Source organism: Ruegeria sp. AD91A (assembly GCF_003443535.1).
Lineage (GTDB): Bacteria > Pseudomonadota > Alphaproteobacteria > Rhodobacterales > Rhodobacteraceae > Ruegeria.
On sequence record NZ_CP031946.1, the window covers coordinates 1572571 to 1589086 of the forward strand.

The window sequence follows — 16516 nt, forward strand, 5'->3', positions numbered from 1 at the left end:
GATGCGAACTCCTGACTTGCCCCCGCTGGCAAACTTGCATAAGTACCACGCGATACACGCCACGCTGTACAGGACCACCATGGAAAACGTCGTTCTCATTATCCACCTTCTTTTGGCTCTGGGCCTGATTGCCGTTGTTCTGTTGCAGCGGTCCGAAGGCGGTGGCCTTGGCATGGGTGGTGGTGGCGGTGGTGCCATGACAGGCCGTGCAGCAGCGACCGCTTTGGGCAAACTGACTTGGATCCTCGCCGCTTGCTTTATCGTAACCTCGATAACGTTGACCATTCTGGCGGCTCAGAAGTCTTCGGGCAGCTCGGTGATCGACCGTTTGGGCGTTCCGGCTCCGGCTTCGACTGAAGAAAGCACACCGGCGGTTCCGGCGGCGGATGACCTTCTGCCGCCTGCACAGGACGACAATGCACCGCTGATCCCGCAAGCGGACTAAGCCACTACACTTAGAAACTCAAAAGAGAACTGCAACAGCATCTTGCGGTTCTCTTGCGCTTTGGGCGCGAATCCTTTATACGTAAAGTCCCGTGATGCAGCGGTTTTTCGTAAACCGTCGGGCAGCTGATTTTGACGTCTCACGGGAGCAGCCGAAAAACATGGCGCGTTTTATTTTCATCACCGGTGGTGTGGTTTCGTCTTTGGGCAAGGGACTGGCTTCGGCGGCGTTGGGCGCCTTGTTGCAGGCCCGGGGATACTCGGTACGCCTGCGTAAGCTGGACCCCTATCTGAACGTCGATCCCGGCACGATGTCGCCGTTCGAACATGGTGAGGTTTTCGTCACCGACGACGGGGCCGAAACCGATCTGGATCTGGGCCATTACGAACGTTTCACCGGCGTGGCCGCGCGCAAGACCGACTCGGTCAGCTCGGGCCGGATCTATTCCAACGTGCTCGAAAAGGAACGCCGCGGCGACTACTTGGGCAAGACCATCCAGGTGATCCCGCACGTCACCAACGAGATCAAGGATTTCATCGCCATCGGCGAGGACGAGGTCGATTTCATGCTGTGTGAGATCGGCGGCACCGTGGGCGATATCGAGGGCCTGCCGTTCTTCGAAGCCATCCGTCAGTTCAGTCAGGACAAGCCGCGCGGTCAGTGCCTTTTCATGCACCTGACACTGCTGCCCTATATCAAGGCTTCCGGTGAGCTGAAAACCAAGCCGACACAGCACTCGGTGAAGGAACTGCGCTCGATCGGTCTGGCGCCTGACATTCTTGTCTGCCGCTCTGAAGGGCCGATCCCGACCAAGGAACGCGAAAAACTTGCCCTGTTCTGTAATGTGCGCCCCGACAGTGTGATCGCAGCGCAGGATCTGAGCACCATCTATGACGCCCCTCTGGCCTATCACCGCGAAGGTCTGGATCAGGCCGTTTTGGACGCGTTCCAGATCAGCCCTGCACCCAAACCCGATCTGGCCAAATGGGAAGATGTCAGCGACCGCATACACAACGCCGAGGGCGAGGTGAAAGTTGCCATCGTGGGCAAGTATACTCAGCTTGAAGACGCCTATAAGTCGATTGCCGAAGCGTTGACTCATGGCGGCATGGCAAATCGGGTCAAGGTCAAGGTCGAGTGGGTCGACGCCGAGGTGTTCGATAACGAAGACGTCGCACCATATCTTGAAGGTTTCCACGCCATCCTCGTCCCCGGAGGCTTTGGTGAGCGCGGCACAGAAGGAAAAATCAAGGCAGCCCAATATGCGCGCGAACACCAGGTCCCCTATCTGGGCATCTGCCTGGGTATGCAGATGGCCGTGATCGAAGCCGCTCGGAATGCCGCTGGTATCAAGGAAGCGGGTTCAGAGGAATTCGACCACGAAGCCGGCAAGAAGCGTTTTGAGCCTGTCGTGTACCATCTGAAGGAATGGGTGCAGGGCAACCACAAGGTCGAACGCAAGGTCGGCGACGACAAGGGCGGCACCATGCGCCTGGGCGCCTACAACGCGGTGCTGGCGGAGGGATCGAAAGTCGCTGAGGTTTATGGCGGCACACAGATCGAGGAGCGCCACCGTCACCGTTATGAGGTGGACATCAAGTACCGTGAGCAGCTTGAAAAGGCGGGGCTCAATTTCTCGGGCATGTCGCCGGACGGTCGCTTGCCAGAGATCGTGGAATGGTCGGATCACCCATGGTTCATCGGCGTGCAGTACCATCCGGAATTGAAATCCAAACCGTTCGACCCGCATCCCCTCTTCCGCGATTTTGTACGCGCTGCGAAAGACACTTCGCGCCTGGTCTGACACCGGGCTGTGTCGGACTGTCACCCCGCGTTGTTTTGTGTGGACTGATCTCTTAACTGTGTGTGTAAGCAGAATTTCTGCTTCACACGTTCGATGCCGTTCAGAGTTTCAGGAGATTTCCGATGAGCAACGCAACAACGATTACCAACCTTCAACAAGCGCTTCACATGGAGCTGACGGCGGCGCACCAGTATCAGCTGCATGCCCATGTGCTGGAAGACTGGGGCCTTGATATCCTTGCGGAAAAAATGCGCGCTGAAATGCAGGAAGAACTGGGCCACTCCGACGCGTTCATTGAGCGTATCCTGTTCCTTGGTGGCGTGCCCGAACTTGCGTTTCAGAAAAGCCCGGCAGCCGCGGCTTCTCTGGAAGACATGTTCGCTGCGGACCTGAAGGATGAAACCGAGGCGGTCGACTTCTATACCAACGCCGCGCTGCAGGCCGCCGAGGTCGGGGATGTAGGATCAAGGACCCTGTTCGAACGCATCTTGTTGGAAGAAGAAGGTCACAAAGACTGGTTAGATACACAGTTGAACCTGCTGAAACGCCTGGGTGAAGCCAACTTCAGCGCTAAATTCGTATCCGGTGTAGCAAACGACGCCTGAAGCACCTACGATCGCTTGCCCAAACACCAGCATCGCTCAAACCATCTTATCATGGTCTGAGCGATGCGGTTTCCGTCACTTCAATGTGACGTTCCAGTGCAAAAAACCTCTACTCGGTCTGCCCCCATGGGGTTAACTGTTGATCACACCACGACAGGAGAGCCCCGATGAGCGATCAATCCCAAAGCGCGAAGACCTTTACCAGCCTTCACAAAAAGGGCGACCCCGTCATTCTGTTCAACATCTGGGATGCTGGAAGTGCAAGCGCGGTGCGGGATGCAGGCGCGCAAGCCATTGCTACCGGCAGCGCACCTGTTGCCATGGCACAAGGTTTTGGCGATGGGCAGAACATCCCGCTAGAGGTCGCTTTGGACAATGCGCGCCGCATCGTTTCAGCGGTTGATCTTCCGGTGACACTGGATTTCGAAGGGGCGTATGCCGAAGACCCGCAAGGTATCGCGCAAAACGTCAAGCGTGCGCTGGATTGCGGCGTGGTTGGTTTCAATTTCGAAGATCAGATCATCGGCGGTGACGGGCTGTACGATACAGCGGTTCAGGCCAAGCGCGTCGAGGCCATGCGAGAGGCCTGCGAAAGCGCGGGTATAGCTGCCTATGTCAACGCGAGAACCGATATTTTCCTGAAGTCTCCGGCAGAAACACATGATGAGGCCATGCTGAACGATGCCATTGCACGTGCTTCGGCCTATGAAGCAGCGGGGGCCAGCGGTTTTTTTGCTCCGGGGTTGAAAGACGAGATAATGATCGGCCATCTGTGCGAGAGGTCAAATCTGCCCGTCAACATCATCGCCCTGCCCGGCACCCCCGGCACACCACGCCTGGCTGAACTGGGGGTTGCGCGCGTCAGCTATGGTCCGGTTCCTTATCGCCAGATGATCAAATGGTTAACAGATCAGGCGCACGCCGCTATCCACTACCGCACCTGATCATCCTGAGGTTGCAGGATTGCAATTGGCGGCATTTCTCATCACCCTGCCTTTGAAACTGAACAGGAGGCAAGCCTGGTGAAAGGCTATTGGGTCGCACATGTCGATGCGAACGACATGGACACATACAAGACATACATCGCTGCAAATGCGGGACCCTTTGCAGCTTATGGTGCACGCTTTCTGACGCGGGGTGGAAAACGTGAAGTGAAGGAAGGAGCGGCGCGCGCGCGAACCGTTGTAATAGAATTTCCCAGCTATGAAGATGCGCTTGCCTGTTACGAAAGCGAAGCATACCAGAAAGCCAAAGCTCTGCGCGCCCCGGTGTCGATGGGCGATCTTGTGATCATTCAGGGCTATGACGAGTAGTCTACGCTTGGCCTGCCACAAAATATGGAATAACTTGTAGCCATGTTGAAAAAGTTCTTTCAGGCGTTCAGACCGCCTCAGCATGAACATCTACCGGACCCGGATGCCGAACTTGCTCTGGGCGCGCTCATGGTGCGTGTGGCGCAGGCCGATCGGGATTACAAGCTGGAAGAGATCAGCCTGATCGACAAAATCCTGGCCCGTCTCTACCAGCATAATGCAATCGAAGCGGCCAAGGTTCGCGCCACGTGCGAAAAGCTCCATGCGGCTGCGCCTGAAACCGATACATTCGGTAAACTGATCCGGGAAACAACGGACTTGAAAGAGCGTCTGGCCGCGCTGGATGCACTTTGGGAAGTCGTTCTGGCCGACGGAACGTCCGACGAAGGTGAAATGAAAATTGTCGAAGAAGCCCGCGTCGCCATGGGGTTGAGCTTCAACGACAGTAAGGCCGCACGTGAACGCGTTCAAAGTCGCTTGGATGTGAGTTAGGCGCTCGCTATATCTAACACATGTTCAGTGAATTTCTTTCCAGGCTCACGCAGCCTCAGCCCGATCCGCTTGTCGATGATGACGCCCGCCTCGCCCTGACGGCCCTGCTGGTGCGTCTGGCGCGGTCCGACAATGACTATTCCGATACCGAAATGGCTCGGATAGACCGAATCTCGGCGCAACGTTTCGGCCTGTCTCCGTTCGAAAGTGCTGCCCTGCGCGCACGTGCCGAAAATCTGGAGGCGGAAGCCCCGGACACCGTCCGCTTTACCCGAGCCATAAAAGAGGCGGTTGCCTATGAAGACCGCTTGGCTGTCGTTCAGGCGCTGTGGTCCGTGGCTCTGGCCGATGGGCACCGCACAAGCGAGGAAGATTCGCTGCTGCGTCTGGTTGTCAGTCTTCTGGGCGTCAGTGATGTGGACTCCGCTTTGGCACGTCAAAAGGCTGCTAAGTCGTGAGTGCAATGCTGGGCATGTATGACATGCCCGCCCTACAAGCAGCCAATGACCGGTTCTGGGGATTGATTCGCGCCCAACTGGAATCAGGCCCCGAACACCTTACCCGCGACAAAGATATGTGGAAGGTCTGGCGAGACCCGAACCTGGTTCTGGCCCAAACCTGTGGCATGCCGTTCCGAACCCAATTGCATGGCGATGTCCAACTGGTTGGCACCCCGGATTATGGCCTGCCCGGGTGTCCCCCCGGATACTATTGCTCGGTCTTTGTGGCCCGGCATGACGACGCCCGGGATCTGGCGGGTCTGAGCACCGGCGTGTTCGCGTATAATGAAGGCTTGTCCCAATCCGGCTGGGCAGCCCCGATTACACACATGTCCCATGCAAACCTGAGCCCCGCCGAACTTTTGGAAACCGGTGGGCATGCACTGTCCGCCCAAGCCGTCGAAGACGGCAAAGCCGACTTTGCCGCGCTGGACATACTGACGTGGCTGATGCTGCAACAGCACACCAATCTGGGGACCAAACTGCGCGAACTGGCAAGGACGTCACCGACTCCGACCCTTCCCTACATCACATCGATGGGTCGGAATCCGCGGGTCATTGCAGGCGCTGTTCGGGCCGCAATTGACCAGCTTTGTGACGATGATCAACGATTGCTGCATATTCGCGGGTTGATCGACATTCCCGCAGCCCACTATCTTGCTGTTCCCACTCCGCCTTCCCCCAAAGATGGCAGATCAACGACTGCCCAAATTGTTGACTGATTTTGACCAATTTGGGTGTTTCTCCGCTTGATTCTGTCATTTGCGCATTGCATTGACCTTTTTTTTCGGCCCTAGTACCGGACCAACACCACCAACCACTGGACTGCCCGTGACAGAAACTGATCCCGTCATCGAAATCAAAGACCTTCACAAAAGCTTCGGAAATCTAGAGGTGTTGAAGGGGGTGGATATCACGGCACATCGCGGTGACGTGGTTTCGCTGATCGGGTCGTCCGGCTCGGGGAAGTCGACACTTCTGCGGTGCTGCAACCTTCTGGAAGACAGCCAACAGGGCGAAATCCTTTTCAAGGGTGAGCCGGTCAAGTGGACCGGGCAAAGCCATGGGCGCCGCCCAGCAGATCCCAAGCAGGTTCTGCGTATCCGCACGAACCTGTCCATGGTGTTCCAGCAGTTCAACCTTTGGGCTCATTTAACCATTCTCCAAAATGTGATGGAAGCTCCGGTCACTGTTTTGGGGCGTGACAAGGCCGAGGTTGAAGACAGCGCCCGCAAATACCTTGAGAAAGTAGGCATCGGCGACAAATGCGATGTCTACCCCGCTCAGCTATCCGGCGGACAACAACAACGTGCCGCCATCGCCCGCGGCCTGTGCATGGAACCCGAGGCCCTGTTGTTCGATGAGCCCACATCGGCACTGGATCCCGAGCTGGAACAGGAAGTCATTAAGGTAATTAAGGACTTGGCCGCTGAAGGGCGCACCATGATCATCGTGACGCATGACATGAAAATGGCCGCCGACATCTCAAGCCACGTGGTGTTCCTGCACCAAGGCCTGATCGAAGAAGAAGGCACGCCGGAAGATATCTTTACGTCACCCGAATCCGAAAGGCTTCGGGGCTTTCTCTCCGCCACTCAGGCGGCTTAACTTCAAAACAGAACCAAACTGGGGAGTAACCAATGAAAAACCTGATTCTGTCCACTGCCGCACTGGCACTGACCGCCGGTATCGCCATGGCCGACACGGTCCGCATGGGGACCGAGGGCGCCTACCCTCCGTACAACTTCATCAACGATGCCGGCGAAATCGACGGTTTCGAGCGTGAAGTCGGCGACGAACTGTGCAAGCGCGCGAACCTGGAATGCGAGTGGGTCAAGAACGACTGGGATTCGATCATTCCGAACCTGGTCTCGGGCAACTACGACACCATCATCGCGGGCATGTCGATCACCGACGAGCGTGACGAAGTCATCGACTTCACCCAGAACTATTTCCCGCCTGCGGCTTCGGCCTATGTCGGTGCATCGGACGGTGTTGATGTCACCACCGGCGTCGTTGCCGCACAGACTGCGACCATTCAGGCTGGCCACGTGGCTGAATCGGGCGCGACTCTGGTCGAGTTTGCAACTCCGGAAGAAACTATCGCTGCCGTCCGTAACGGCGAAGCCGATGCCGTGTTTGCCGACAAGGATTTCCTGGTGCCGATCGTAGAAGAATCCGCCGGAGAGCTGGTCTTCGTTGGCGATGACGTCCCGCTGGGCGGCGGCATCGGACTGGGCATCCGTGAATCGGATGGCGAACTGCGCGGTAAGTTCGACGAGGCGATCACTTCGATGAAAGCGGACGGGTCGTTGAACGAACTGATCACCAAGTGGTTCGGCGAAGGCGTTCCGACCTACAACGCTGACGGTTCGGTCGTTACAAACTAATCCGTATCAAGCGGTTCGGCGCGTCCATCGCGCCGAACCCTGCCTGGCGGAATAACCGGGTACGACGTTCGAAAGACGCTTCATGTTTTCCTATTGCGCTGACCCTGACACGCTCGGAACATTCCGTTGGTTCTCTTGCTACCTGACCAACGGTGTTCACTGGTCCTTCTACCTGTCATTCCTAAAGGTGCTGGGATTGCTGGCGGTGACCGCGCCGGTCGCGTTGGCGTTTGGCTTTATGGGCGCAATGGCCGCCCGATCACATTTCCCACCCCTGAGCTGGCTGGGTAATGGATATATTGCCATTGTGCGCGGTGTTCCGGATATCGCCTTCTTCCTGTTTTTCGTGATAGCCTTGGACCAGGCGTTCGAATGGACGCGGCATAAGATCCTGTGCCCTGAATGGACCGACCCCATCCGTCAGGGAAATGATTTTATCGTCTGTCAGGCGGCCAAGCTGCCATTGGGGACCGCACCGGAATGGATGCATGAAACCTATGGTTTTTTCCTGGCTGTTATTACTTTCTCAATCGTTTTCGGCGCGTTTGCCGCTAACGTTCTTTTTGGTGGAATGCGCGCGGTTCCCCACGCACAGCTTGAAACCGCCGAGGCCTATGGCATGTCCCGTCGCCAGACGTTCTGGCGCATCCTTGTGCCGCAGATGTGGGTCTACGCCCTGCCTGGCTTGTCGAACCTTTGGATGGTCCTTATCAAAGCCACACCGCTGCTGTTCCTGCTAGGTATTGAAGACATCGTCTATTGGGCCCGCGAGCTAGGTGGCACCAAGACCTCCAAATTTACACAGTATCCGCATGGCGACTGGCGCATGTGGTACTTCCTGTTCCTGCTTGTCTTCTACCTCGGCATGACACGTGTGTCTGAACTTGGGCTGGAGAAGCTGATGCGGAGGCTGTCCCACGGACAGGCCACATCAGGCGGCGAGCTTCTGCGCAAGGAGACCACGGCATGAGCTGCTTGCAGACAATCCAAGATTATGGCCTGCGGTCCCTCGGTATTGGCGAGCGTCTGCTGCCCAAGACTGACTTCACCCTGTGTGAGCAATTCACACTGATCGGGTCGGGCATGATCTGGAATGTCTATTTCGGGATCATGGCTCTGGCGACCGGGTTCTTCCTGGCCACCGCCCTCGCAGTAGGTAAGGCATCCAGCAACAAATGGCTCCGCAAGCCTTCGGAATGGTTTATCTTCCTGTTCCGCGGTTCGCCTTTGTTTATCCAGTTTTTTTTCGCCTATTTCCTGTTCCTGTCGCTGAAGAAATCCAATCCGATGTTCGACGCCTTTACCGCGGCCTGGCTGGGCGCGCTGATCGTTCTGTTCCTGAACACCGCGGCTTATACGGGCGAGATTTTCTATGGCGCGCTGCGATCCATTCCCAAAGGCGATATTGAAGCTGCGGATGCCTATGGCATGTCCGGTTGGGCGCGTTTCCGCCGGATCGTCTGGCCCACCATGTTGCGGCTTGCATGGCCTGCTTACACAAACGAAGCAATCTTTCTCTTCCACGCAACAACGCTGGTCTTCTTTTCAGCTTTCCCAGCTTGGCAGCAACGTGGAGACGCCTTGTACTACGCCAGTTATTTTGCCGACAAGACGTTCAACCCGTTCATCCCATACCCGATTCTGGCGTTCTATTTCATCCTGCTGACACTGGTGATCGTCGGGGTCTTTGGCCTGATCAACAAGTGCTTGAACCGGCACCTGCCGGTCGCAAGGCAAGCCAAGATGCGGTTCAAACTGAATCTGGCGCGCTGATTTCCGGCGCGCCGACCACGTCCGGAAACAAAGCCAAATCAACGACAGTCAACACGCACCCGCGCGCTTTTTTCAGCACATTCAGGAGGGAAGTGGTACCGCCTCCCTGGCTTGAACAGGGGACCTCTGGATCCACAATCCAGCGCTCTAACCAACTGAGCTAAGGCGGCACTCGTGAGGGGCGATGTACCGAACACGCCCGCGGAATGCAAGAGGATTAAAACCGAAATTTCCAGCTTTGTTCGACAAGATCGACACCAAAGGAATGCACCGCTTTGCTGTCCATTAACTCCCAGCCAGACGCTTTGTACAGAGCGCAGGCGGCGGTATGGCTTTCGTGTGTCCACAGGACCATTTCCCGGTAACCTGCCTCGCGTGCGAAAGCAGTACACGTATGTAAAAGCCGCTTTCCCAGTCCTAGCCCTCGTGCTTCCGGGACAAGTAGGAACAAGCGCAGCTTGGCGATACTTCGGTCAACAGCAACGCAGAAAACACTGCCCAGACGCTGCCCTTCCCGTTCCGCGATCCAGCCTCTTTCAAGCTCAGGGTCACTGTTATCGATGAAATCATCAAGGATGCTGGCCACCAAGGGGGCAAAGCTGTCATCAAACCCTTCGTCCCGGGCATAAAGCAGACCGTGCTGTTCAACCAGCCACGCGGCGTCATCGGGGCGAAAGGATCTGAGAACGGCGTCTTCCATGTCTCATCTGACCGCAAAGGTGACTTGATTCTCAACCCCGTGCGCGCTAGCAGGAACGCTCAGTCTCGGAGGCACAGATGGGCATCAATACCGAACGCGACATTCAGGCAAACCTGCAAATCGGTCCGACCGATCAGGGTATGGTCCGCCTGTTCATCGAAGCTGACGGCATCGAAATACCGATGGATTTTGACCCGGAAGAAGCAGAAGAAATCGCCGACGAAATTCGCGCCGCGATACAAGCCGCCCTCGCCGTCAAAGGCTGATCTTACAGTCTGGGATCCCGTAGCGCATGCAGGCGTCGCGCGGCATCCGTTGCAAACTTCTGGATCATCTTCTTGCGCCGCGCCGGGGCAATTTTGTCCTCGGGCGCCATACGTACGATTTCCGCATCATACGCGTCAGCAATGATCAGGCCTGTTTCGTCAGGCAACAGATCGGTTGGAAACTCTGTGTCGACGGCCCAGAAGAATCGGTCACACCATTCCAAATAGCCCTGCCATTTCGCATCCGACTGATAATCGGCACGGCTGGATTTGCACTCGATCAGCCACAGCTCCCCCTTGGGACCCAACCCCATCACATCGACGCGCAGGCCACGTGTCGGGACAAATTCCTCCACGGAAACAAACCCATGCGCCGCAAGATGCCGCGCGACACCACGCGCCAGTTTCTGTCCAGGTTGCAGATCCAAAGTCATGTATGAAAATGTGAACAATAAGTGAACAAAAGTAAAGTGACATTGCCCCTTGACATGATACCTTTCAGTATCGCAATAATGTAATACCAAATGGTATCCCTTGCGAGGTTGCTAATGGAAAACCAAACTCAAAACGCGTTTCGTGCCCTGGCCGACCCCACCCGCCGGGACATCATACAACTGCTTTCGTCTCGGGACATGACGATCGGGCAATTGACCGATCGGTTCGATATGACCCGGGCTGCAGTCAAAAAACACCTCACCGTGTTGTCCGACGGCGGACTAATCACTGTCGAAGTGCGCGGGCGGGAACGCATCAACCGACTTGAACCACAGGGGATGGCCCCCGTGCTCGACTGGCTCAGATACTTCGACCGGTTCTGGGACGATCGCCTGAACTCACTAAAAGAAGCTATTGAAAGGAAACAAAATGACTGATGCCGTATTGAAGAAATCGATTTTCCTGAGGGCGGAACCGGAAACCGTTTGGGCTTATCTGACGGAACCTGACCACCTGGCAGAATGGTTCCACAAACCTGAAAAAACGCTGACGGAAGGTCAGAAGCTTGAGATGTTCGGCACAACAAGCGGCGACTTGTTGATTTGGGGAGAGGTCCGTGTCGCCAAACCTCCCAGGTATTTGGAGTACACTTTCACAGTGAAACCTATGGGCGACGCCATAAGCACGGTGAAGTGGACTTTGGAACCTGTGGCAGGTGGAACACGCCTGGATCTGCTGCATGAAGGTCTGCCACAAGGTGCCGACGCATTTGGCCTGATCCTGGCCCTAGATAAAGGCTGGGATGAACATTTCGGCAAGATGCGTGTTGCATTGCACGAAACTGTTGATGCATGACCCCTTGTGTGAACCCGTCAGACGCCCTACTTAAGCGCTTGGCGGGTTCTGCCCTACTTGTGACAGGTAGCATTCTGGTGGCCTTAAGCAATTCCAAGGGGGCTGGCTCTGTTCAGGTCCTGGCCTGATTACCTGGCGCCCACCTGTACATACAGGTCCTCGGGAATCAAACCGCACGGTTGATTGGTGGTCCCGCCGCACTTTACCCGATTTATCAGCGCCCTGCGCGAACTTCCTGCTTGACCGCTGCAGGTTCAAAGCTGTGCACGAGCGGCGTTCCCCGACGTGGCCCCTGCGGCTTTTCGGCCATGCTCATGATCTTGTAAGCGAACTGAACACCCGCAAAAACGATACCGTTCATGAACCAGATCATTACCAGCGCAATCAGGCCGATTTCCGAACCGGTGATCAGATGCCGGAGGTTTGCGACGTTCAGCGCCAATAGCGCCCCGACAAACACGGCAGAAATGACAAAACCCCATGCGACTTGCGTGATATACAGGCGGATCAGTTTGGGCATGGCGAACCTCCTTGCGCTGTGACATTCTTTTTAGCGCATGTCAGGTTCAGGTAAACGTGTCAGAACGCCTCGGGCTGAGCCTCCCGCGCCATGTGATCCAGCACGGCATTGACGAATTTAGGTTCTTTACCTTCAGGGAAAAAGGCACGCGCCACATCGACAAACTCGGTGATCACCACCTTGGGCGGTGTGTCGCTTTGGGTCAGTTCCGCACCCGCCGCGCGGAACAGCGCACGCAGGGTCGGGTCGATGCGCGAAATCGGCCACTTGGCCACCAGCGCACGGTCGGTCATCTGGTCGATTGGGGCCTGATAGTTCACGGCGTCATCCACCAGCTTGCGGAACAGCGCGCTGTCACCCTCAAGCATCTCGTCGCCCTCGTAGACCGCGCCAAACCGATGATCCAGAAACTCGTTTACGACGGCTTCAGTCGTCTGCCCGGACTGCTCCATCTGGAACAGCGCCTGCACGGCATAAAGCCGGGCGGCGGATTTCTTAAGGCGTTTCTGGTTGGCCGGTTTCGGCGCGTCTGTCTTGGTCATGCTGTCGTGGGTCCGTTGTTGTCGCCCGCCACTAGGATGGACTCGGACGGCGGCTTGAAGCCGACGCCCTTTTTGGAAGAGCCCCACTTACGGCTGAGCGCAATCAGATGCAAGGCCGCAGCGGCCGCGCCGCCCCCTTTATTCATCTTTTCGGGGTTGGCGCGCACTTCGGCCTGTTCGTCATTCTCGACGGTCAATATACCATTGCCGATGCACAACCCCTGCAGGCCCATCAATTGAATGGCCCGGCTGGAATCGTTGCAGACGGTTTCGTAATGCGTGGTCTCACCGCGAATGACGCAGCCCAGCGCGACATAGCCGTCAAAATTACACTGTCGGTCGGCCATGGCGATGGCTGTGGGAATTTCCAGCGCGCCGGGAACTTCGACCACTTCACAGGTCCCGCCAGTTGCTTCGATTTCAGCCGTGGCACCCGCGATCAGGTTGTCGGCAATCGAGCGGTAGAACGGGGCCGCCACGATCAATAGTTTCACCGGTTTGTCGAAACTGGGTGTCGGCAGAATCCCGTGTTTGTCTTGTTCAGCCATGTTCAGTCTTCCTTCAGAATCGAGCGGGTGCCGACGATGGACAAGCCAAACGCGTCGAGCCCCAGATACACCGTTTCAGGAGAGTCGGTCAGAAGCACCAGTTCCTGAATACCCATCTTGGACAGGATCTGCGCCCCGAGACCGGTTTGCTTTATGGTGCGCGGGCCTTCATCCTCGACCGCATACAGTGAGTTGCGCGGCTGACGGAACAGGCAGACCACACCACGTCCCTCCTCGGCGATTTTTTCCATCGCGCGCGGCAACTCGCGGGAAGACTTCGGACCAAGACCCAGGATATCAGGTGCTTCGTGCAGGGCGTGTGTACGCGTCAGAACAGGCTCTGGTGTGGTGATGTCACCCTTGATCATGACAACATGTTCAATGCCGTGGGTCTGATCGGTGAAAATCCGCATTTCCCACTCACCACCGTATTCCGAGGTGACTGTTTCACGCGAGGTCTCGACAACCAGATTGTCGTTGCGCGACCGGTAGCTGATCAGATCGCTGATCGTGCCGATTTTCATATTGTGCTCTTTGGCGATCTCGACCAGATCCGGCAGGCGCGCCATGGTTCCGTCTGCATTCATGATCTCGCAGATCACTCCTGACGGGTTAAGCCCGGCAAGGCGCGAGATATCCACGGCGGCCTCAGTATGGCCAGCGCGCACTAGCACCCCGCCCCGCTTTGCCCGCAACGGGAAGACATGCCCCGGGGTGGCGATATGCGCCATCGTGTTCTGTTCGTTGATTGCGGTCGCAACGGTCAGCGCCCGGTCGGCGGCTGAAATCCCGGTGCTGACACCTTCGCGCGCCTCAATCGATACCGTAAAGGCGGTCTCGTGCCGGGACGAGTTGTTCACGGCCATCATCGGCAGTCCCAACGCATCTATCCGTTCCGCCGTCATCGGCAAACAGATCAGACCGCGCCCGTGGGTAGCCATGAAGTTGATCGCCTCGGCATCTGCAAACTCGGCGGGGATCACCAGATCGCCCTCGTTCTCACGATCTTCATGATCGACCAGAATGTACATCCGGCCTGCACGCGCCTCTTCGATGATATCCTCGATCGGGCTGATCGCGTCGCGCAACTGGGCCTCGACCGGTCCGGGGGTTTCAAAGCTCATGGGGCAGCCTTTCACATGGCAGGTTTGCTCGGCGGAATAGACCACTGAGGGCGCAAAGACCAGTCCACAAACGGCGCAGGTGCTTTCCGACGCGACGTATCAGGACATCTCGGCCAGACGCGCGACGTACCGGGCCAGCGTATCGATCTCAAGATTGACGTGATCGCCCACGCCGACATCGCCCCAGGTTGTGACTTCTTTGGTGTGAGGGATGAAATTGATGCCAAACTCGCAATCACTCACGTCATTGACCGTCAGCGATGTCCCGTTCAGCGCAACCGACCCTTTGGGCGCTATGAACCGGGCCAGTTCCTTCGGTGCGCGCAAGGTGACACGTGTGCTGTCGCCTTCATCCTCGACCGCGACCACTTTGGCCACGCCATCCACATGGCCCGAAACAATGTGACCGCCCAGTTCATCACCCACTTTCAGCGCTCGCTCCAGATTGACACGCTTGCCGACGGCCCATGTATCAAGGTTGGTCTTCGAAACCGTCTCGGCGCTGATCTGAACATCATACCAATCGTCGCCCAGCGCGATCACTGTCAGGCACACGCCATCACTGGCGATCGAGGCACCGATATCGATACTGGCCGTGTCATAGGCTGTCCTGATCCGGGCGCGCAGATCTCCTTGCTGTTCCAGCTCGGTGACAGTTCCGATGTCGGTGACGATCCCTGTGAACATTCCGTTAACCCTCAGTTCCTACCCTGTGTCTGACTTTCACCGTCGAGGTAAGCCCAATGGGCGTCCCGGGCAAGCCCCACCTTGCCGTACAAGGCCCAAACAGGCATAGTTTCAGCAACAAAACCAAAAGAGCAGTCCAGATGCCGCAAACGCCTTCAGGCTCAGATGATCGGGTCTTCCTGTTCCTTCAGGGGCCTCATGGGCCGTTTTTCTCGGCGCTCGGGCAGATGTTACGCGCCACGGGGGCGCAAGTCTGGCGGGTTGGGTTCAATGCGGGCGATCAGGCCTTCTGGTTTGACAAGGCATGTTTCATCGCATTTCAGAACCAGCCCGGCGATTGGCCCAAAACACTGAACCGATTGATTGTCGACAAGGCGGTCACGGATATCGTTCTTTATGGCGACACAAGACCTGTGCATGCCCGGGCGGTTGAGATCGCCAAGTCGCACGGGCTTACCATTCACGTTTTCGAAGAAGGTTATCTGCGGCCTTGGTGGGTCACGTACGAGCGGGATGGATCAAACGGGCACTCGCGTCTCATGTCATTGGATGTGGACCAGATGCGGCAGGCTCTGGCCCAGTCGGACAGCAAGGCACCTCCGCCTCCGTCACATTGGGGGGATATGCGGCAACATATTTTCTACGGCGCCCTCTATCATTGGTTCGTGATGTTTCTGAACAGGAGATACCGCAATTTCAGGCGCCATCGTGATCTGTCGGTTTCGCAGGAGTTCAGATTGTATTTCAAACGTCTGATGTTGATGCCTGTGCATCGCCTGCAACGCAGCGTTGCGACGGCGCGTGTCAGATGGGGGGGCTTCCCATATCACCTCGTGCTGCTGCAACTCGGGCATGACAGTTCGGTTCAGGCCCATTCCCGTTTCTCCTGTATGTCCGATTTTCTGGAGCTGGTCATTGCCGGATTCGCGCAAGGCGCACCGACGCACCACAGACTGGTCGTGAAAGAGCACCCTCTGGAAAACCACCGTGAACCATTGCACCTGCGTGCCATGGAGATAGCCAGGAAACACGGAGTACAGAACCGTGTTCACTATGTCCCCGGCGGCAAACTGGCAAGTTTACTGGATGAGGCAAATTCGGCCGTCACCGTGAACTCCACTGCGGGGCAGCAGGTCTTGTGGCGGGGTATTCCGCTGCGGATTTTCGGGCGTTCGGTTTATGACAAGACCGACTTCGTATCGCAGCAGTCGATCGCCGCGTTTTTTGCTGACCCTGACGCGCCTGATGTCGAAGCATATCGCAGCTATCGGCAATTCCTGCTGGAAACCAGCCAGGTTCCGGGCGGCTTTTATTCCCGGCGCGGACGTCGGCAATTGTTGCGCCGCGCCGTGGACATGATGCTAAGCAGCAGCGACCCCTATCAGGCCATTCTGAACAAGAACGAGGCGCAGACGCCACAGTTGAAAATCGTCGAGTAGACCGGATGCTCTGTGACTGGAAGTTGAGCGATTTACCGGGTAATCTTCCGGCAACAACAAAAGACTGAGGATATCCGG

At 56.9% G+C, this 16516-nt stretch carries 23 protein-coding genes and 1 tRNA gene; 16 read left to right on the forward strand and 8 right to left on the reverse strand.

The window, feature by feature from the left end; all coding sequences use genetic code 11:
• Nucleotides 1–79: 79 nt before the first annotated feature.
• From secG to D1823_RS07905, 12 genes are all read left to right on the forward strand, one after another.
• A complete protein-coding gene (gene secG / locus D1823_RS07850) occupies nt 80–445 on the forward strand; it encodes a preprotein translocase subunit SecG (RefSeq protein ID WP_117869391.1) in 366 nt (121 codons plus the stop codon).
• A gap of 160 nt (nt 446–605) precedes the next feature.
• Nucleotides 606–2249: a CTP synthase gene (locus D1823_RS07855; protein WP_117872794.1), complete on the forward strand. Its 1644-nt coding sequence runs from the start codon at nt 606–608 to the stop codon at nt 2247–2249.
• 122 nt (nt 2250–2371) lie between these two features.
• Nucleotides 2372–2854: a bacterioferritin gene (locus D1823_RS07860; protein WP_117869392.1), complete on the forward strand. Its 483-nt coding sequence runs from the start codon at nt 2372–2374 to the stop codon at nt 2852–2854.
• Nucleotides 2855–3021: 167 nt separating this feature from the next.
• A complete protein-coding gene (locus D1823_RS07865; protein ID WP_117869393.1) occupies nt 3022–3798 on the forward strand; it encodes an isocitrate lyase/phosphoenolpyruvate mutase family protein in 777 nt (258 codons plus the stop codon).
• A gap of 75 nt (nt 3799–3873) precedes the next feature.
• Nucleotides 3874–4167, forward strand: coding sequence for a DUF1330 domain-containing protein (locus tag D1823_RS07870; protein WP_117869394.1), 294 nt, complete (start codon nt 3874–3876; stop codon nt 4165–4167).
• 42 nt (nt 4168–4209) lie between these two features.
• Nucleotides 4210–4659 (forward strand): TerB family tellurite resistance protein, encoded by a 450-nt coding sequence (locus D1823_RS07875; RefSeq protein ID WP_117869395.1) that lies wholly within the window; start codon nt 4210–4212, stop codon nt 4657–4659.
• A gap of 20 nt (nt 4660–4679) precedes the next feature.
• The gene (locus D1823_RS07880; RefSeq protein WP_117869396.1) at nt 4680–5117 is read left to right on the forward strand and encodes a TerB family tellurite resistance protein; all 438 of its coding nucleotides are present in this window, start codon (nt 4680–4682) and stop codon (nt 5115–5117) included.
• A 5-nt stretch (nt 5118–5122) separates the two neighbouring features.
• A complete protein-coding gene (locus D1823_RS07885) occupies nt 5123–5881 on the forward strand; it encodes a phosphate/phosphite/phosphonate ABC transporter substrate-binding protein (protein ID WP_371415308.1) in 759 nt (252 codons plus the stop codon).
• Between the two features lie 109 nt (nt 5882–5990).
• On the forward strand, nt 5991–6767 hold the full coding sequence (locus D1823_RS07890) for an ABC transporter ATP-binding protein (protein WP_117869398.1): 777 nt from the start codon (nt 5991–5993) through the stop codon (nt 6765–6767).
• A 32-nt stretch (nt 6768–6799) separates the two neighbouring features.
• Nucleotides 6800–7549, forward strand: a complete 750-nt coding sequence (locus D1823_RS07895) for a transporter substrate-binding domain-containing protein (protein ID WP_117869399.1) — start codon at nt 6800–6802, stop codon at nt 7547–7549.
• Nucleotides 7550–7631: 82 nt separating this feature from the next.
• Entirely contained in the window at nt 7632–8519 is an 888-nt protein-coding gene (locus D1823_RS07900; RefSeq protein WP_117869400.1) for an ABC transporter permease, read from the forward strand.
• On the forward strand, nt 8516–9322 hold the full coding sequence (locus tag D1823_RS07905) for an ABC transporter permease (RefSeq protein WP_117869401.1): 807 nt from the start codon (nt 8516–8518) through the stop codon (nt 9320–9322). Before D1823_RS07900 ends, D1823_RS07905 begins: the two co-directional genes overlap by 4 nt.
• A 93-nt stretch (nt 9323–9415) precedes the next feature.
• On the opposite strand, the gene D1823_RS07910 is transcribed toward D1823_RS07905, so the two are convergent.
• Nucleotides 9416–9492: transfer RNA gene (locus D1823_RS07910), tRNA-His, on the reverse strand.
• Between the two features lie 47 nt (nt 9493–9539).
• On the reverse strand, nt 9540–10022 hold the full coding sequence (locus tag D1823_RS07915; protein WP_117869402.1) for a GNAT family N-acetyltransferase: 483 nt from the start codon (nt 10020–10022) through the stop codon (nt 9540–9542).
• A gap of 77 nt (nt 10023–10099) precedes the next feature.
• Between D1823_RS07915 and D1823_RS07920 the strand changes: the two genes are divergently transcribed.
• Entirely contained in the window at nt 10100–10288 is a 189-nt protein-coding gene (locus D1823_RS07920; protein ID WP_117869403.1) for a DUF6324 family protein, read from the forward strand.
• Between the two features lie 2 nt (nt 10289–10290).
• Here the strand turns inward: D1823_RS07920 and D1823_RS07925 are convergent, their stop codons facing one another.
• Entirely contained in the window at nt 10291–10722 is a 432-nt protein-coding gene (locus tag D1823_RS07925) for an MmcB family DNA repair protein (protein ID WP_117869404.1), read from the reverse strand.
• Between the two features lie 114 nt (nt 10723–10836).
• On the opposite strand from D1823_RS07925, the gene D1823_RS07930 reads away from it, so the two are divergent.
• Together D1823_RS07930 and D1823_RS07935 are read left to right on the forward strand one after the other, a co-directional pair.
• Complete coding sequence (locus D1823_RS07930; protein WP_117869405.1) at nt 10837–11160, forward strand: helix-turn-helix transcriptional regulator; 324 nt, start codon at nt 10837–10839, stop codon at nt 11158–11160.
• Nucleotides 11153–11578: an SRPBCC domain-containing protein gene (locus D1823_RS07935; protein ID WP_117869406.1), complete on the forward strand. Its 426-nt coding sequence runs from the start codon at nt 11153–11155 to the stop codon at nt 11576–11578. The genes D1823_RS07930 and D1823_RS07935 overlap by 8 nt, the downstream gene beginning before the upstream one ends.
• Nucleotides 11579–11792: 214 nt before the next feature.
• Here the strand turns inward: D1823_RS07935 and D1823_RS07940 are convergent, their stop codons facing one another.
• The 5 genes from D1823_RS07940 to D1823_RS07960 form a co-directional block, all read right to left on the reverse strand.
• Nucleotides 11793–12098 (reverse strand): hypothetical protein, encoded by a 306-nt coding sequence (locus tag D1823_RS07940; protein ID WP_117869407.1) that lies wholly within the window; start codon nt 12096–12098, stop codon nt 11793–11795.
• A 59-nt stretch (nt 12099–12157) separates the two neighbouring features.
• Nucleotides 12158–12640 carry a transcription antitermination factor NusB gene (gene nusB, locus D1823_RS07945; RefSeq protein ID WP_117869408.1) on the reverse strand — a complete coding sequence of 161 codons (483 nt, stop codon included), beginning with the start codon at nt 12638–12640 and terminating at the stop codon, nt 12158–12160.
• Nucleotides 12637–13188, reverse strand: coding sequence for a 6,7-dimethyl-8-ribityllumazine synthase (locus D1823_RS07950; RefSeq protein ID WP_117869409.1), 552 nt, complete (start codon nt 13186–13188; stop codon nt 12637–12639). The genes nusB and D1823_RS07950 overlap by 4 nt, the downstream gene beginning before the upstream one ends.
• Before the next feature lie 2 nt (nt 13189–13190).
• Nucleotides 13191–14312 carry a 3,4-dihydroxy-2-butanone-4-phosphate synthase gene (gene ribB, locus D1823_RS07955; protein WP_117869410.1) on the reverse strand — a complete coding sequence of 374 codons (1122 nt, stop codon included), beginning with the start codon at nt 14310–14312 and terminating at the stop codon, nt 13191–13193.
• A 99-nt stretch (nt 14313–14411) separates the two neighbouring features.
• On the reverse strand, nt 14412–14999 hold the full coding sequence (locus tag D1823_RS07960) for a riboflavin synthase (RefSeq protein WP_117869411.1): 588 nt from the start codon (nt 14997–14999) through the stop codon (nt 14412–14414).
• Nucleotides 15000–15139: 140 nt separating this feature from the next.
• Here D1823_RS07960 and D1823_RS07965 point away from each other — a divergent pair, with 140 nt between their 5' ends.
• Nucleotides 15140–16438 carry a capsule biosynthesis protein gene (locus D1823_RS07965; RefSeq protein WP_117869412.1) on the forward strand — a complete coding sequence of 433 codons (1299 nt, stop codon included), beginning with the start codon at nt 15140–15142 and terminating at the stop codon, nt 16436–16438.
• Nucleotides 16439–16516 lie beyond the last annotated feature (78 nt).

Bases quoted from the DNA above. Each gene is read 5' to 3' on its own strand.
- ribB (WP_117869410.1), bottom strand. From the start codon at position 14,312: ATGAGCTTTGAAACCCCCGGACCGGTCGAGGCCCAGTTGCGCGACGCG.
- D1823_RS07915 (WP_117869402.1), bottom strand. From the start codon at position 10,022: ATGGAAGACGCCGTTCTCAGATCCTTTCGCCCCGATGACGCCGCGTGG.
- D1823_RS07900 (WP_117869400.1), top strand. From the start codon at position 7,632: ATGTTTTCCTATTGCGCTGACCCTGACACGCTCGGAACATTCCGTTGG.
- D1823_RS07950 (WP_117869409.1), bottom strand. From the start codon at position 13,188: ATGGCTGAACAAGACAAACACGGGATTCTGCCGACACCCAGTTTCGAC.
- nusB (WP_117869408.1), bottom strand. From the start codon at position 12,640: ATGACCAAGACAGACGCGCCGAAACCGGCCAACCAGAAACGCCTTAAG.
- D1823_RS07875 (WP_117869395.1), top strand. From the start codon at position 4,210: ATGTTGAAAAAGTTCTTTCAGGCGTTCAGACCGCCTCAGCATGAACAT.
- D1823_RS07960 (WP_117869411.1), bottom strand. From the start codon at position 14,999: ATGTTCACAGGGATCGTCACCGACATCGGAACTGTCACCGAGCTGGAA.
- D1823_RS07935 (WP_117869406.1), top strand. From the start codon at position 11,153: ATGACTGATGCCGTATTGAAGAAATCGATTTTCCTGAGGGCGGAACCG.
- D1823_RS07940 (WP_117869407.1), bottom strand. From the start codon at position 12,098: ATGCCCAAACTGATCCGCCTGTATATCACGCAAGTCGCATGGGGTTTT.
- D1823_RS07905 (WP_117869401.1), top strand. From the start codon at position 8,516: ATGAGCTGCTTGCAGACAATCCAAGATTATGGCCTGCGGTCCCTCGGT.
- D1823_RS07885 (WP_371415308.1), top strand. From the start codon at position 5,123: ATGCTGGGCATGTATGACATGCCCGCCCTACAAGCAGCCAATGACCGG.
- D1823_RS07880 (WP_117869396.1), top strand. From the start codon at position 4,680: ATGTTCAGTGAATTTCTTTCCAGGCTCACGCAGCCTCAGCCCGATCCG.
- D1823_RS07925 (WP_117869404.1), bottom strand. From the start codon at position 10,722: ATGACTTTGGATCTGCAACCTGGACAGAAACTGGCGCGTGGTGTCGCG.
- D1823_RS07860 (WP_117869392.1), top strand. From the start codon at position 2,372: ATGAGCAACGCAACAACGATTACCAACCTTCAACAAGCGCTTCACATG.
- D1823_RS07930 (WP_117869405.1), top strand. From the start codon at position 10,837: ATGGAAAACCAAACTCAAAACGCGTTTCGTGCCCTGGCCGACCCCACC.
- D1823_RS07855 (WP_117872794.1), top strand. From the start codon at position 606: ATGGCGCGTTTTATTTTCATCACCGGTGGTGTGGTTTCGTCTTTGGGC.
- D1823_RS07865 (WP_117869393.1), top strand. From the start codon at position 3,022: ATGAGCGATCAATCCCAAAGCGCGAAGACCTTTACCAGCCTTCACAAA.
- secG (WP_117869391.1), top strand. From the start codon at position 80: ATGGAAAACGTCGTTCTCATTATCCACCTTCTTTTGGCTCTGGGCCTG.
- D1823_RS07920 (WP_117869403.1), top strand. From the start codon at position 10,100: ATGGGCATCAATACCGAACGCGACATTCAGGCAAACCTGCAAATCGGT.
- D1823_RS07965 (WP_117869412.1), top strand. From the start codon at position 15,140: ATGCCGCAAACGCCTTCAGGCTCAGATGATCGGGTCTTCCTGTTCCTT.
- D1823_RS07895 (WP_117869399.1), top strand. From the start codon at position 6,800: ATGAAAAACCTGATTCTGTCCACTGCCGCACTGGCACTGACCGCCGGT.